This window comes from Affinundibacterium baiyunense (assembly GCF_018139645.1).
Taxonomy (GTDB): Bacteria; Pseudomonadota; Gammaproteobacteria; order Burkholderiales; family Burkholderiaceae_D; genus Undibacterium; species Undibacterium baiyunense.
Window position 1 is genome coordinate 207,455 of sequence record NZ_JAGSPM010000002.1, and the last position, 16,785, is coordinate 224,239.

The following is a 16,785-nucleotide window of genomic DNA, read 5'->3' on the forward strand; positions in this document are numbered from 1 at the left end:
AAAAGCAAGCCTGGCAAATGCGTGATTTTTGCCTGATTGATCCGTCTGGTGTTTTATGGCGTATCGGGCAAAACAGTGATTAACGACTCTGGCTTTTTTGGATAATTGTCGCGCCTCACACACGCAAATATTTGCCCGACAGAAGCTGCAATTCATCTAAAAATCGTTTGCTTGACTAGGCTCAATAGAAAGATAGAATGTCTACAATTCCTCATATAACTTTTCACATCCAAAGTAGTACGATTTCAGATCACAAGATAGAATGCAAAACACCAATTTACGTGGGTCTTCAAGGGGGTACATAAAGTGCTCTGCAAGAAGTTAGTTTTTCGCGCATTACCAATACGGTTAAAACTAATATGAGCGCATCCAATCCGTCCCGAGTCGACAGACCTTTTTTCTGAAGTCGCTCCAGTTTGAAAGAACCTATCGAAGTGAAATTAAACCCACCTAAGTCTAAGAATCGTAGTCGACGCCAAATGAAAAAACTTCGGATCTGTGAGTTCAGACAGCTGGCCTTCTCAGTATCAATCGAATTGCAGTGTGCTCCCACCCACGAGATACTGGATGTGCTCTTCTCAGCATTTTTGGAGCAATTAGTCGAAGTTCGTGGTCTTTCTTATGGTGGTGGCGTGGACTCGGGGTTTGTATCTCGCGTGCGCGGATCGGCTACCGATGAAGATCGTACAGCGGTATCTGCATGGCTATCAGCCAGAGCGGAGATAAAGACTGTCGCTGTTGGTGCTTTGCAGGACGGTTGGCACGATGGGGCTCAATATGCGCTCTGAAAACACTTTTGACTGATGAGTCGCCTCATGACTTCGCTTCTACTTTTGATGTCGCCTGCGACCCCGCCAGATTTTCGTTAAACGACCATGTATCGATTCCCCACAGATTTAAATTTAAACGACATTGTTGGAAGTAACCTCGATCAGATTTGTGTGGGTGGGTTTGATGTTCAATTTGTTTTCGGATCGCAAACGAGGATTGCCGTCCAGAGTCGTGTCAGTGTTTTTGAAAACAATGTGCTTACGGCAGTATGGAACGACATCAAAAGCTGGAACAATTTGTCTTTCCAGCGACTTCTAAATAAAACAGTGCAAAGCTATAAAGTAATTGATGACCAGACCTTAGAGATTCAATTTTCATGTGCATTAAGACTTCAACTGCATGATGATTCAGATCAGTATGAAAGCGTACAAATTTATCGAAAGAGTGACGTCAATGGACCAATCGTTGTTTGAGCAGTCTAACCTGCCAACTAGGTCGAACACGACAGATTTTGGCATTTTTTATGTATGAATCACCAGATCTTTGATTGCCGCACAAATTTTACAGTCCCGAATAGCTGAACTCTCTTCCCCTCCATGACAAATCCAATTCAAAATTACCTATCAAAAGCTTTTCGCTGGCAACGCGGAAGGCAGGGTACCGGCTATGACAAAATGCTTTTGCTGACAGCATCGTGGCCGATTCCGTTTGATTCGTATTTGATTCGCTATCCAGAAGGCTCGGCGATTCCGCCGCATGTCGATCAGGTGAAGTCAGGAAGACATTTTCGTTTAAATATCATTCTCAAATCACCAAAATCTGGTGGAGAGTTTATTTGCAAAGATCCGCTGTTCGCGACTTCACGAATCAAGTTGTTTCGGCCTGATGTGAGTGAACATAGCGTTACACAAGTCGTTGATGGTAGTCGCTATGTTTTTTCTTTGGGCTGGGTGCTCGGTAAAAATACCAAGACCTAAAGTTTGCGATCTGAACTACGCACCTTGTGAAAGAAGTTTTTTGAGTAGTTCTAAGGCATGACATCATCTCGCTATTACTTCGTAACAGCTTGGGGCAATACCGGAACCCTCAGTTGTTGTATCGCACTACGACGGCCATCGGGTAATACTGTTAATACCTTTACGGTAACTGGCTGCGTTGGGCTAGCCGCAAATTGCAATGCTTGGGTCGTCGGTGCCGTCTTTTCGTCGGGGGTACTTCCGTCTAAGCTGACGTGCATGCGACTATTGCGGACGGGGGCGCGCAGTTGAATTCTTGCTTGCTCACCTTGCCACTGTACTTGATCTAAACCATGCGGACGCGGAATTCGATACCGGATTTGATGCCAATCTAATCGGGGATAATGTGCCTCTAGTCGTTCTTCAAATTGTGCGAACTGGCGCTGTTCTTGTGCGCTCCAAGCGACTTCAGCCATCGCCAGCAATCGTGGAAAAACCATGTATTCAACTTTTTCTTGGGTCGGTAAATATTCTGTCCAGACGTTGGCTTGCACACCGCGGATTAAGCGTTGTTGCGATGGACTAAGTACACTGGGAACAGGATCATAGGAATACACTTTTTGAATCGGAATTTCACCACCGAGTTGCCACAGTTCTTGCTCTTTCGGACCTTGCCCAGCATCAAAATAGCACCACGCTGTCGGTGTCATGATGACTTCATGTCCTTCTTTCGCAGCGGCGATGCCACCGGCCTCGCCGCGCCAAGACATGACGGTGGCATTTGGTGCTAAGCCTCCTTCTAAAATCTCGTCCCAGCCTATCATGCGCTTGCCTTTGCTTTGGATGAACTGGCCGACCCGGCGTATGAAATAACTTTGCAATTCTTCTTCGTTCTTTAAACCTTCACGTTGCATGACAGCTTGCGCCAATGGACTCGCTTTCCAGCGGGTTTTCGGTGCTTCGTCGCCGCCGATATGAATGTATTGGCCGGGGAATAAGTCGATTACTTCACTCAGTACATTATTTAAAAATTCGAAAGTCGTCTCACTTGGGCAAAGGATGTCATCAATGATGCCCCAAACGGTTCCAACTTCAAAGGGACCAGGAGTACAAGCTAATTCTGGATAAGCTGCTAATGCAGCTAAAGAATGGCCGGGCAATTCAATTTCGGGCACCACGTCGATGTGCCTTGCTTGAGCATAGGCAACCACGTCTTTGATTTGTTCTTGCGTATAAAAGCCACCATAAGGTTTGCCATCACCAATATAAGGATTGAAGTTACGGTCTTTGATGGTCTCTTTGCGATATGCACCAACCTGTGTCAATTTGGGATATTTTTTGATCTCGATACGCCAACCTTGATCTTCGGTCAAATGCCAATGAAAGGTATTCATTTTATAGATCGCCATTTGATCAAGTAGAGACTTAATAAACTCCACGCTATACATATGTCGACCAACATCTAAATGTAAGCCACGCCAAGCAAAACGCGGCTGGTCTTGGATCACTAAGGCGGGTAAACTCAGATTCTTTTTTAAGTCGATGGGCAGCATCTGTAACAGACTTTGCACTGCATAAAACTGACCGGTGGCATTACCTTGGAGTGTAATGCGATTGCGATTGATTACTAATTGATAGGCTTCTTTCTTTGTAGTGTCCGTACTTGCAGTGTGCGCGAGCGCAGAAAAATTGATGACGTTATTTTGACCTGCGCTAGGGCGCCCCAATTTCACATTGAGGTGCCTGCCTTGTAATTGCTTAATCGCCAGCTGCAAAATTTTTGCATTCTGCAAGCTTGTCACATCTTGCGCATAAATCGTCGTTTGATTATTAAAAGTAAAACTGCCTTTTTCTACTTGTACGCTGTGTGGCAGTGGGATGATGGCAACTGTTGGCGTTGCTGATGCTGAAAAGGAAGCTAACACAAGGCTTGCAATGTTCAAGATACGTTGCCACATGCGATTTTCTCCAATCGGCTAGGTTTAATTAAGTAGGCTCACGACTTGTTGATGTGCCTTTGGTTGAGGATCTCCAGTGCTGAAACTGTTGTACAAACCCTTTAAACCAAATCGCACTGTCTTTCCAAATCCGTCGCTGACTTACATAGTCGACGTAAATCAAGCCAAAGCGGCGTAAGTAACCGGAGTTCCATTCAAAATTATCCAACAAGCTCCAATAAAAGAAGCCTCGTATATCTACCCCTGCCTCAATTGCTTTGGCGACTTCTTGAAAGTGGCGTTGCATGTAGTCAATGCGTCGGCTGTCGTGGATTTGCTCGCCTTCTAATTGATCTGCAACCGCCATACCATTTTCTGTTATATAGATCGGTGGCAGTCCTAAATCTTTGTATTCTTGGTGTATGCCTATCAAGAGACGACTAAGCCCTTCGGGATAAATTTCCCACCCCATATCTGTTATGCCAAGTTTGGCCTCTGGCAAACGAGGTGGCGTCTCGGTACTGACATAGGCGCGGAAATAATAATTGATACCTAAGAAATCAATCGGCTGTTGAATCGTTTGCATATCTTCTGGGGCGACGATAAAGCGACTACGATCGATTTTGGCGAGCGCGAGCTCTGGATAATGTCCTCGAAAAATCGGGTCCATGAACCACTGTACTGAACGTGCGTATTCCCACGCAGCGGCGGCACGATCCTCCTCACTGTCGGTCGCTGGATCGGCAGTCCACTGATTCAACACGATCCCTAACTTGGCGCTTTTATTTTGCTTACGCATTGCCTGTATCGCCAAGCCGTGCGACAACAAGAGATGATGCGATACTTGCAAAGCAGCGACAGGGTCTACGACACCTGGCGCGAATTGGCCATTACCATAACCCAAATTGGCGGTACACCATGGTTCATTATGGGTAGCAATACTAGCTAATTGGTCTCCAAAACGGGCTGCCATTTCTTGCGCATAACGGGCAAAATGAACAGCAGTATCACGATTCAACCATCCACCTTGCTCTTGCAAAGCTTGTGGCAAATCCCAGTGATACAGAGTCATGTGCGCCCGAATATTCTTTTGCGTTAATGCTTCAATCAGTCGGGCGTAAAAAGCCATTCCTTCTTCATTCCACTCACCGCAACCATCAGGTTGAACGCGCGACCATGACACAGAAAAGCGATACGCATCCAGCCCCAAGTTGGCGATATGTTCAACATCTTCTACATATCGATGATAATGATCACAGGCGACATCGCCATTACTCTGATCGAGAATTTTTCCGGGCGTATGGCTAAAAGTATCCCAAATCGAAGGCGCTCTACCACCTTCATTGGCTGCCCCCTCGATCTGATACGCACTAGTCGCCACACCCCAAACAAATTTAGCAGGGAATTTATGGGCTAAAGTATCTTGTTCTGGCATCATGAATTCCTTGCTCTTAGTAGGCAGATTTGTCATACATACCGGCATATTTCAAACCGAAAAATAGAATAAATATGTAGCAAACCGCTGGTACAAAGAAAGACCATTGCAGACCAATCTGATCCGCAAAATAGCCCTGAACAAATGGAACGATGGCACCACCCACAATCGCCATACATAAGACGCCTGAACCTTGTCCAGTGTGTCTTCCCAAATCTTTTAAAGCCATACTAAAAATCGTAGGGAACATGATTGAGTTACACAATCCCACCGCAATCAAGGCCCACATTGCGGCGGCACCAGTACCAAATATCGCTAACAGGATCAATACAATCGAGCAAGCGGCATTAAAAGCGAGTGCTTTGCCTGGGCTGACTTTACGCATCACAACGAAACCGATAAAGCGCCCAATCATTGCGCCACCCCAGTAGTAACTAACGTAATGTGCAGCATCTGCAGCACTTAAATTAGCAATCTTGGCTTCACCTAAGAAGTTGATCAGGAAACTACCGATACTCACCTCACCACCAACGTACAAGAAAATACCGATCGCACCCAATACCAGATGACGATGCGAAAACACAGAGTCATCTTTTCCTGTGGCGGTGGTTGAAGCTGCTTGTACTTCATCTTGATGCACAATTTTTGGCAAGCGTGCCAAGGCAAATAGAACTGCCAACACCAATAAAGCTGCTGCCAAAGCTAGATAAGGTCCTTGTACTGCCGCAGCTTCTTTGGCGCGATGTGCCAGCTTTTCTACCTCAGGCAAGGCATCGAACTGCGCAGCGGTAAGTACTGTGCCAGATAAGATCAGTAGGCCGCCCAATGCTGGTGCGATGGTGGTACCAAGTGAATTGAATGCTTGTGTCAAAGTTAAACGACTCGATGCGGTCTTCGCGTCTCCCAACACCGTTACATATGGATTTGCTGCAACTTGCAGGATCGTGATGCCAGATGCGAGCACAAAAAACGCTAGTAAAAACACGCCGTAACCACTGGTCGCCGCAGGATAAAACAAAGCACATCCAACAGCAGCGATGACCAATCCAGTCACCGCGCCGCTCTGATACCCGATTCGCTTAATCAACGCCCCCGCAGGCCATGAAACAATAAAGTAGGCTCCAAAAAAACAGAACTGCACCAACATCGCCTGTACATAGCTAAGTGTATAGACTGCCTTCAAATGCGGAATCAAGACATCATTGAGGGATGTCAGCAGCCCCCACATAAAGAATAGTAAGGTCACAATCACCAAAGCACTTTGATGCTGGTTTCCGGCACTACTAGCTATGTGGCTCGTAGCTGAACTGGCGACTGAACTGCTACTTGGTTGGCTAGCCATAGAATGTCTCCCTTTTCTATTTACTTTGCGATGTTATTTTTAGTGATGTCGTTGCGAATGATGCTTCGTTTTGATGCGTCGTTCTGGTGCTTCGTTTTAGTGCTTCGTTTTAGTGCTTGATCTACTTGCCGGTTAGCTTGTCGCATGCAAGCGCATCGACATCTTTTGCTGCACCACCAACGATTTGGATGTCGGCAAAATCGGCGGTAAAACTGCCCTCGGTGCTGACACTAAACGGTGTTTTGACTTTACGCATATCGACGCCAAGCGCGGCAAAACATGCGAGCGGGATTTTCACAGTCTTAACGCCTGCCCCTAGGTAGCTTTGAAAGCTCTTACTCAAATCAAGGCTGGATACACAATTCTCGCCGCACTCCATCCACATACTGACCTTGCCACTAGGTGCTTGATGTACTTGGGTCTTAAATTGCAATACCCCCTCGTTAATAAGATATGCTGGAATAGGTGTTGCGAACGGCGCAGAGGCTTCATAACGACCTTTGCCGCGCCAACTCACCTGCTTGCCGACGACATTTGCCAAAGTCACAGGCTTCACACTGACTGTGTCATTGCTATGACTAATTGCCAAATCTTGCGCCAGGGTAACCTTGCGAGTACCCGTCGTGACAAACAAGGGATATGTGGTCAAATCGGATGGACCAGAAATGAGCAAGGAATTTCCGCTCGTACACTGGTTTATATGGTCTTCGGGCAAACTGCCGATCGTCTTGGCTTTGCCGTATTGCAGGCCATAGCCATACTTAAAGAGAACTTGCTTGCCACCGTTTGCAACTGCCTCATTCAAACAGGCTTGCGCTGGCCAAGAAAACGATAGGCGTCCCTTCATTGGATGATTAATTTTGCCTTGCGCATTTTTAAACAAGACATCGGCAACACCCTTGCCTTCTGTTCCTGGCAACCATGCTGCGACAAAACTATCTGACATATTCATCAAGTCATTGGCATATACCGCACGGCCACTGACCAATACCGTCACAACAGGCTTGCCTTTTGCCGCGACCTTTTTCAGAACCGCCAAATCTTCGGGAAATAAATGGCTATGGCTTAGTGGCCGACTTGTCGCAACATCGCCAAAACCTTCTGCATACGGCGTCTCGCCGAGCACAGCTAACACCACATCAAACTGAGCTACATCAACATCGTCGGCATTTGCACTGTAATGCACATTCACCGCTCCAGCCGCTTCTTTGATCCCCGCCAAAATAGTGTCGCCTGGTGTGTAATCGCTTTCTTTATTTTCTGTTCCTTGCCAGGTGATAGACCAGCCACCTGATTGGTTAATCATGCTGTCAGCGCTTTTGCCGACCACCAAAATTTTCTTACCTCGTGCCAAAGGCAAGGTTTGCTGATCATTCTTTAGCAACACTAATGACTCACGTACAGCTTGACGCGCTAGGTCGCGTGCTTGCAAGGCATCTTGCTTGCCCGCATATTTGTTGTCGGACGGTTTTTTACCAAACAAACCAGCGCGCATTTTTACTCGAATAATCCGCGTCACGGCATCATCAATACGCGCCATTGGAATTTCGCCTGCTTCCACTTGTTTAATCGTATTGGCGATAAAGTTCTTCCAATTCTCTGGCACCATCACCATGTCGATACCAGCATTGATCGCTTGCGCACAGCTGTCGTTGCTACAACCGGGCACTTCGGCAATACCATCCCAATCAGATACAACGAAGCCATCAAATCCCATTTTGTCTTTTAACGCATCTGTCAGCAGCGCTTTGCTACCGTGCATTTTTCCGTAATTGACACCTGCTGCTACGTCGTTCCAACTATTGTATGAAGCCATCACGGTTTGCGCACCAGCGGCAAATGCACCGTAGTAACCTTGAGCGTGCACATTAATCATTTCGTGCAAAGTCGATTTAGTGACGCCGCGATCTATACCTTTATCCGTACCACCATCACCAATGAAATGTTTGGCTGTTGCAACGACATTTCGATCATCTTTGAAACTACCTTGCAACCCTTTCACATAGAGTGCGCCATATTCTTTAACGAGCTTACCGTCCTCTGCAAAGCTTTCATAAGCGCGTCCCCATCGAGCATCACGAACCACCGCCAAAGTCGGGGCAAACACCCAAGCAATACCTGTGGCGCGTACAGATTTACCGACATGTTCGGCCATCTGCGAAATGATTTTTGGGTTACGTGCTGCGCCTAAACCGATGTTATGCGGGAACAAGGTTGCACCAACCACGTTACTATTTCCGTGAATCGCATCAATACCCCAAATGACTGGTACTTTATCAACCATATCGGTACTCATCGATGCTGCGTAATATTGGTCTGCAAGACTCACCCAATCAGCAGCTGTCGCATACTTGTTCATTTTTGGCCAGCTACCACCCCCGTTGAGTACTGAACCTAAATAATATTTACGCACGTCGTCGGGCGTAATAAATTTGATTTCTGGTTGCGTCATCTGCCCAACTTTTTGTGCCAGGCTCATTTGCCCGACCATCTTTGCAATTTTCGCCTCCATCACAGGATCTTTTGCAATGGCACTTTTCACCCGTGGCCATGTCTTTAAACTTGATTTGTCTGTCGGGCTTTTGATCACCGCTGCTACTTCAGGGCCGCTTTGTGTGTATGCATACGCTGTAGTGCAACTAAATGCGAATGCCAAACTGAGTGGCACGGATTTAAGTAAAGTCTTTTGATATTTGTTTGATTTCACGATTGTCTCTCTTATTTATCTTGATTCCATTGCATTGATACTCAGCATTTCTTACTCTGCTATGTGAGTCATTGCGCACTCGTTTAACATTGATTTCAAAAATTCTTCGTGCTTTGTTTCGCAGATAGAGCACACACTTTGTTCACGTGACTCGACTGGATATTTATCTTCGTGTTTCCTGCAGTTTTGCATATTGGTGAATAAGGCAAAACTTACTGAGAATGGGTAATCCATCAGTTTGCAGATAAGCTTGATCAACGTTTGCTTCGACAAGAAAGCACTGAGATTGGGTATTACAGGCTTTCATAAATTCAGGAAATGTCGATCAACCCCTATTCAAATCACACCTTTTTCCCAATGTTTACATCTGACTGGGAAGCTTTCCGTTTTATTCTAAATCAATTTTGGAAACGTTACCAATTATTTTTAAAAAATTTTTCTCGCCTGTTTCTGCTTAGCTTCATGCCCAGAATGCGGGGCGAACAACAGCAAAACCTACATGCCTTTGTTCGCCCCCACTCTCACCTCTCCCCCCCCGGGAAAAGTCGTACAAACAGCCTAGCTTCTAATTTAGAGAAGAAGCATTTCACTGTCAAAATCATCGCTACTTTTTCAACTGTAAAAAGTCTCTAAACCAATACCCACTTTGCTTGATTGTTCTGACTTGTGTCGCAAAATCGACATACACCATGCCAAATCGACGCAAATAGCCTTCCGCCCACTCAAAATTATCTATCAAACTCCAAGCGAAATAACCGCGCACATCAACACCCGACTGTCTCGCTTGCTTTAATGCATCAAGGTGACGAATAAAATAATTACGTCGACTTGTATCTTGTATCTGCCCATCTTGATCTAGATGATCATCATAGCTGGAGCCGTTCTCGGTGAGATAAATAGGAATACTCGGATAGTCTTGCTTTATTCTACAAAGAAGCTCTTGCATACCATCTGGCGCAACTTCCCAACCAAAACCAGTTCGCTCACGATCGGCTAATAGCTTTAATTCCGTATGTAATGGCGGATTCTGTGGTGCTGCTGATATGGTCTCAGGGAAGTAGTAATTAACTCCTAAGAAGTCGATTGGTACCGCAATAGCGTCCATGTCTCCTGGTAGCATCTCCGGTAAGTATTCAGCACAATGTGCTTGTATATCAAGCGGATAGCCAAGGCCAAATAAAGGATCAAGGAACCATCGATTTCGTAAGCCATCATGTCTTTGCATAGCTTCTTGATCTTCTTCATTTTTGCTGGCGGCACGCAATGGATGAAGACTTAATGCAATACCGACGCTAGATTCAGTCACATTGGCTCTGATGATTGGTGCCGCTAATCCGTGTGACACCATCACATGGTGTGCAACCTGTAGAGCTACTTTGAAATCTTTTTTCCCTGGTGCATGCATACCATCCCAATTCCCGTGCATTGCGGTACACCATGGTTCATTGTGGGTAATCCAATGTTTAACGCGATCACCCAAGTGTCGAGTCATTACATCCACATAACTTAGATAGGCATCGATCGTCGAACGATTTTCCCATCCGCCCAGATTTTGTAAGTACTGCGGTAGATCCCAATGGTACAAAGTCGCCCAAGGCTGTAATCCACGCTCCAACATGCCATCAACCAAGCGAGAATAGAAATCCAAGCCCTGCTGATTCGGGACGCCACCTGGTTCGGTAATAATGCGCGGCCAAGCAATTGAGAATCGATAAGCGTTCACACCGAGTTGTTTTGCGATATCTAAATCCTCGGGCCAACGATGATAGTGGTCACATGCTACGGAGCCGTCGCTACCATCACGAATGGCACCGGGTTTGGCACAAAAAGTATCCCAGATCGATGGCACTCGACCATCGGTGAGAGCCGCCCCTTCAATTTGAAAAGACGACGTGGAACAGCCCCAAACAAAGTTGGACGGAAAATCCATGCGAGTTACGTTTGGCAATGGCACGGCGGAAGTCACGGCTGTATTAAGGATTGCTGATGAATTCATTGAGGACATCATGTTTATGGTTGAGCAAAAGGATTAGGAGCAACCGCGCTAGTCATCCAGGTCATAACGGCTTGTTGCGGTTCGTAGGGAATACTGCCAAAGCTAAGGAACAGGACTTCAATTTCTTTAAGACTAGCGGTGTTGAAATCCAATGCTGGAATTGGCTGTCCACTTTTATTCGTGACTAAGCCCCAAGTCCCATTGCCCTGACCGCCGTTGTTACTTACCAGCTTATAAGACCAACTAGTCGCAGCCCAACCAAGCGATGCATAGGTGTCGTAAGTGACGCGTGTAATTTGCCCACCGAGTTCAGCGCCTAAACCTGCCCATGGTTGAAATTCTCCAATAAACAAGGCTGTGTTTAAATTTTTTAGACGGCGATTCCATTCGCAAACACCGACAGTTCCACTCAAGCCTGCACCATTACAACGCAGCCAATCTTTATGCACTTGCAAACTTGGTTGCCCCCAACCAAAGAATCCGGGATATGGATGGATTTCAAATGCGACATTCCGTAATCCTTGCTCATCAGGACGACCATAAGCATCAATACCGCTTGAATGACCAGGCAAGATAATCACGTGGTTGGGATCTACTGCACGCACCACCTGATACAGGCGCTTTACTTCCCTCGCCATCACTTCAGGACTTGCGCCCCATGGCTCATTGAGTAGACTGTATCCAGCGACCGCGGCTCGATCTTTATATCGACCCGCAACTTGCTGCCATAGCCACATAGTGCGTTCCTGAAATTCGGCGTTATCCCAATAGAGATTTTTTCCAGCGCAACCAGAATGATGCTCCCAGCCTTGACTCCCTACCGCACCATGCAAGTCGAGGATCACATGCATTCCACGTTGCTCAGCTTGCGCAATCGCATCATCAAGAAATTCCCAAGCATCGGTACGCAATTTGCGTGGATTTTTTTCGTCTTCGATCAAACTCCAAATAAACGGTAGGCGTACCACGTTCAAGCCAAACTGTTCGATCAAATCCCAATCTCTTGTGCGCATCCAATTTTGTCGAAAGAGGCGATACAAACGTTCACGCTCCGCATAACCGAAACGTTGATCCAATACCGCTTCGAGCTTACATTGATCATCTATTCCGTTCGTACCCTGTCCCATCATCCAAAACTCTTGCATCAACCAATTACCAAGGTTGACTCCCTTTAGTATTTTTTGCGTGCCGTCAGGGCGCAACCATTGCGTGCCTTCTGTCCGCAGCATGACTGGTTTTTCACGCACCACAACTTGTGGAACTGGCACGATCGTAGTAACGCTCGCGGTTACCGCACTGGCATTTGTTGCACCACTTGAGCCGCAGGCGTTGATACTAATGCACAAGCTCATCATTAATACGCCTCGCGAACACCAGTGCATACCCGTTTGACGCAATGATTTGAGGTAGTTTGTATAAATCATGGCTTGCCCTCTCTACTGATTTTTTGTAAAGCACTTAGTTTTGACCTGCTCACTTTTTTACCTCACGTCTTTTTTCAACTATCTAAATCAAAAAGTACCGACTTTGATTCACCAACGACCTTGTTCTAACTCAGCAAATTTTGCACTCATTCAATTGGAATCGTTTCCATTTGGCATTCAAAAAAAACACGCTAAATCGCATGTTCTTTTGTGACCTAAGGCTGTCAACCTACAGCGTTTATCGCCTATCGTTTGCGAAAAGAAGCACGTGGTGCTTTTTCCACTGAGTTGCGCCAAGTCATACTTACTGGAAATTTTCTTTGCACTGGTCGTTCAAGATCGTAGCAACGATTCAGTAAAAAACTAAGTCCACTCATCGTCATTTCACGCCAAGCAATGTGAACCGAAGACAGACGTGGTGCTGAAAACGCTGCCGTTTCTGTATCATCATAGCCGACCACCGAAACCTCACCTGGTACATCTATACCCGCGTGTTGAAAATACGATAAAGTACCAATCGCCATCTCATCATTGGCGCAAAATACAGCGGTAAAATCATAATCTGACTCGACTAATTCTTGTGCAGAAGCCCAGCCACCGTCTGGTGCAAAATTGCTCTCTGCAACCCACATCTTGCTGACATCGATTCCACCAAGTTCTAGCTCATGCATAAAACCGCCAATCCGATCTACGTTATCGGGCGCACTAGAGGGACCAGCAATCACTGCAATTTTTTTGTGTTTATGTTTTAACAGAGCTTGTGCTGCCATACGTCCACCCAAATTATGATCGGCAGTAAAACATTGATCAGCGATACAATCATATCGATGATTTAAGACCACCAAGTTGGTCTTCTTATTCCCTAGCACCTCGATATCAGCATCTTCGAGCGCATTACTCATCACAATCAAGCCATCACAGCCTCGCTCAATTAAAAAATTAATCCCATCGATGGCTTGTTCTCGGAAATTTCCTGCACCAACACCAAACGCCACAACCATGTGCAATCCTTCGGCGCGCAGTTCATTGTCAATCGACTGCAAAATCGGCATGTAGAATGTCCCTTTGAGTAGTGGTATATACACCCCTATCATACGGGTCGATCCCGACAGCAAAGAACGTGCTGCATGGGAGGGCCGAAAATCTAATTCTTCAATCGCCTTTTTTACTTTTTCCAAAGTTGCAGGCGACACCGACCCCTTGCCACTCACGACGCGTGAGGCTGTTCCCAATCCGACTCCCGCTAAACGGGCTACATCTTTTATGGTTGCCATAATCTCTTTTACTCTCGCTTCCCTTGCAGGGTTCCGCGCTCAACAATTCTGGAAAGAGGTATTGTAACGCGCTCTTTCATCTTCCTATCAATTCCAATACTTCACCGACACCGTACCGATACATCGTTTAAAACCACTTGTAAGAATACTGGTCTGCGTGTTGCCGCCTTAAGAATGCAATTTTGTTGTCACGGCACCAGACCCTCGCCCCATAGAAAATTAAGTACCATAGCGCGGCGATTGCGGCATCACACCAAAATCCACTTTTTCAGCAGCACATGTGGCAGCAATAAACTCAGCATGCGTAGGCATCACATCGACACATTTTTGTATCGTTTTTTCAACTTGACTAAGGAAATAAGCTATATCTTCCTCACTGCGCTGATCAACTAAAGGATGGTAACCATTGGCACGCAAACCTTGCCCATGCATGACTTGCAGCCAACTCGCCTCTGCAAACAATTCTTCTCCTAGCCTAAAAATGCGCCCATGGCTACGATATAAATCAATTCTATGCTGTACTTCTTTTGGTACTTCCATTTCACGGCAATAACGCCAAAACGCTGAATCTGGATGCTGATTTAACTTGTAATGCATAATCAAAAAATCCCGAATACGCTGATATTCTTCATCATTTTGTGCATTATAGGTGTCAATATCCACCTGACTGAAACCACGGTCAGGGAACAAACTCAGAAGTCGCATGATCGCCGTTTGTATCATGTGAATACTGGTCGATTCGAGTGGCTCCATAAACCCGCCAGACAATCCGATAGCTACGCAATTCTTATTCCAAGCGCGTTTACGCTTACCAGTGGTAAAACGAATCAAGCGTGGCTCTGCTAGTGCCTCGCCATCTAAATTACGCATCAAGATGGCTTGTGCCTCATCTGCACTCATGAACTTACTGCAAAAGACATGACCATTACCAGTCCGATGTTGCAGGGGAATACGCCACTGCCACCCGGCCTGATGCGCCGTTGAACGTGTGTAAGGCAACAAGGTTTCAGATGAGGTGCATGGCACGGCAATCGCACTATCAGCTGGTAAATAATGACTCCAATCCTCATACCCAGTCTGCAGAGTCTTTTCGATCAGCAGGCCAGATAAACCTGAGCAATCAATAAAGAAATCTGCACTGATCAGATCATCACTTTCCATTCGTAAAGCAGTGATATGCCCATTCTGTGCATTGGTCTGCACTTCGACGATCCGACCTTCGGTACGCAAAACACCTTGACGCTCTGCGATACCGCGCAAATATCGGGCATACAAACCTGCATCAAAATGAAAGGCATAAGAGATATCCGACAATGGAGAATTCGGCATATCTTTGGGTGGCCGCATAAATTTGGCATGGCGCGGAGCAACGGTATTAATCGAAAACGCTTCTAAATCTGGAGCCTTTCCAGCCTGATACATCTTGAGCCAGTATTGATAGAACTTAGCAACTACCTGATCGCGCCCAATCTGACCGAATCCATGAATATAAGAATCACCGGGCTTCCCCCAATTAACAAATTCAATACCGAGTTTGAAAGTCGCCTGCGTCTGACGGATAAACTCATCTTCGTCTAAGTTTAATAATTGATTAAAGGCGCGAATACTCGGTATCGTTGCTTCGCCAACCCCAATCGTTGAAATCTGATCAGATTCCACTAAACGAATACGTAAACCCTGTGGCAAACAACGTGATAAAGCTGCGGCGGTCATCCAGCCTGCGGTGCCACCGCCAACAATAATTAAATCTTTCAAAGCACGTGTATTTTGTGCGTTTGCATCAGTATTGAGTGTCAATTCACTTTGCATAATTATTTCCTATAGTCGCTGTTCAGTGCGAGGATCAAACAAAGAAATCTTGCTTGTATCAACGCCATACGACACACTCTGACCAATAGCGAATGAGCGCTGTTGATTCACTATGCACGAAACCGTTTGTGCTCCCGCCTGCAGCCAAACGACCAAATGATTTCCCATCGGCTCTACCAAAGTAACCACGCCGTTAAACTGTCCATCATCACGGATTTGAATTTGCTCAGGACGCACACCAAGAACCACATCACCGCGACACTCGCCGTCGGCGGCAAAGACATAAGAAGATAAGTCTAGACTTAACGATTCGGAAACAAAGCACTGTTGCGCATCCAATTGCCCCTGAATAAAATTCATCGCTGGCGCACCTAGAAAACCCGCCACAAACAAATTTACCGGGCGCTCGTACACACATTCTGGTGTACCGATCTGCTGAATTTTACCTGCTTGCATGACCACAATCCGCGTCGCCAAGGTCATTGCCTCGACTTGATCATGGGTCACATAGATCATGGTTGACTGCAATTGCTGGTGCAGTAACTTTAATTCGCGACGTAAGTTGGTGCGTAGTTTCGCATCCAAATTCGACAAAGGCTCATCAAACAAAAACACTTCCGCTTCACGCACCAAAGCTCGTCCAATCGCTACCCGTTGTCTTTGTCCACCCGATAGTGCCGCGGGCTTACGTTTCAATAGCGGCGTCAGATGCAACATCTCGGCGACTTTATTGATACGTCTTTCGATCTCTGCCTTAGGAGTGCCGTTAATTCGCAGACCAAAGGACATGTTTTTCTCAACAGTCATGGTCGGATATAACGCATAGGATTGAAACACCATTCCGATTTGGCGTTCGCTAGGATCAGCCCATGTCATGTCTTGACCGGCTATCTCAATACTGCCCGCGCTGACATCGATCAAGCCTGCAATAGCGTGCAACAGAGTCGATTTGCCACATCCAGAGGGACCAAGCAAAACCAAAAACTCCCCAGCGTCCACTGCCAGATCGAGTTCTGAAATAATCTGATTACCGCTCAGATTGATGCCCAGATTTTGCAAACGAACATTCGCCACGTTGTATCCTTTATTTCCCTTTTTGTGCTGCTTAATAGATGTACTGTTAATCGTTTCTCA

The 16,785-nt window shown here is 46.2% G+C and carries 12 protein-coding genes; 3 read left to right on the top strand and 9 right to left on the bottom strand.

Annotated features, from left to right (window positions below; all coding sequences use genetic code 11):
• The first annotated feature begins 479 nt into the window (after window positions 1-479).
• From KDM92_RS04105 to KDM92_RS04115, 3 genes are all read left to right on the top strand, one after another.
• Complete coding sequence (locus KDM92_RS04105) at window positions 480-788, top strand: 50S ribosome-binding protein YggL (protein WP_230408189.1); 309 nt, start codon at window positions 480-482, stop codon at window positions 786-788.
• An 87-nt stretch (window positions 789-875) separates the two neighbouring features.
• Window positions 876-1,244: a hypothetical protein gene (locus KDM92_RS04110; RefSeq protein ID WP_212683129.1), complete on the top strand. Its 369-nt coding sequence runs from the start codon at window positions 876-878 to the stop codon at window positions 1,242-1,244.
• A gap of 123 nt (window positions 1,245-1,367) precedes the next feature.
• On the top strand, window positions 1,368-1,748 hold the full coding sequence (locus KDM92_RS04115) for a 2OG-Fe(II) oxygenase (protein WP_212683130.1): 381 nt from the start codon (window positions 1,368-1,370) through the stop codon (window positions 1,746-1,748).
• Between the two features lie 74 nt (window positions 1,749-1,822).
• Here KDM92_RS04115 and KDM92_RS04120 read toward each other — a convergent pair whose 3' ends face one another.
• The 9 genes from KDM92_RS04120 to KDM92_RS04160 all read right to left on the bottom strand — a co-directional run bounded on the left by KDM92_RS04120 (window position 1,823) and on the right by KDM92_RS04160 (window position 16,725).
• Complete coding sequence (locus KDM92_RS04120) at window positions 1,823-3,685, bottom strand: beta-N-acetylhexosaminidase (RefSeq protein WP_212683131.1); 1,863 nt, start codon at window positions 3,683-3,685, stop codon at window positions 1,823-1,825.
• Window positions 3,686-3,713: 28 nt separating this feature from the next.
• Window positions 3,714-5,099, bottom strand: coding sequence for a GH1 family beta-glucosidase (locus KDM92_RS04125; RefSeq protein ID WP_438947457.1), 1,386 nt, complete (start codon window positions 5,097-5,099; stop codon window positions 3,714-3,716).
• A gap of 16 nt (window positions 5,100-5,115) precedes the next feature.
• Window positions 5,116-6,441 (bottom strand): sugar MFS transporter, encoded by a 1,326-nt coding sequence (locus tag KDM92_RS04130; RefSeq protein ID WP_212683132.1) that lies wholly within the window; start codon window positions 6,439-6,441, stop codon window positions 5,116-5,118.
• A 121-nt stretch (window positions 6,442-6,562) separates the two neighbouring features.
• Complete coding sequence (locus KDM92_RS04135) at window positions 6,563-9,148, bottom strand: glycoside hydrolase family 3 protein (protein WP_329603126.1); 2,586 nt, start codon at window positions 9,146-9,148, stop codon at window positions 6,563-6,565.
• A gap of 604 nt (window positions 9,149-9,752) precedes the next feature.
• Window positions 9,753-11,144, bottom strand: coding sequence for a GH1 family beta-glucosidase (locus tag KDM92_RS04140; RefSeq protein ID WP_212683133.1), 1,392 nt, complete (start codon window positions 11,142-11,144; stop codon window positions 9,753-9,755).
• A gap of 14 nt (window positions 11,145-11,158) precedes the next feature.
• On the bottom strand, window positions 11,159-12,568 hold the full coding sequence (locus KDM92_RS04145) for a glycoside hydrolase family 5 protein (protein WP_230408166.1): 1,410 nt from the start codon (window positions 12,566-12,568) through the stop codon (window positions 11,159-11,161).
• 245 nt (window positions 12,569-12,813) lie between these two features.
• Window positions 12,814-13,842: a LacI family DNA-binding transcriptional regulator gene (locus KDM92_RS04150; RefSeq protein ID WP_212683134.1), complete on the bottom strand. Its 1,029-nt coding sequence runs from the start codon at window positions 13,840-13,842 to the stop codon at window positions 12,814-12,816.
• A gap of 219 nt (window positions 13,843-14,061) precedes the next feature.
• On the bottom strand, window positions 14,062-15,651 hold the full coding sequence (locus tag KDM92_RS04155) for a tryptophan halogenase family protein (protein ID WP_212683135.1): 1,590 nt from the start codon (window positions 15,649-15,651) through the stop codon (window positions 14,062-14,064).
• 9 nt (window positions 15,652-15,660) lie between these two features.
• The gene (locus KDM92_RS04160) at window positions 15,661-16,725 is read right to left on the bottom strand and encodes an ABC transporter ATP-binding protein (RefSeq protein WP_212683136.1); all 1,065 of its coding nucleotides are present in this window, start codon (window positions 16,723-16,725) and stop codon (window positions 15,661-15,663) included.
• Between the last annotated feature and the right edge of the window lie 60 nt (window positions 16,726-16,785).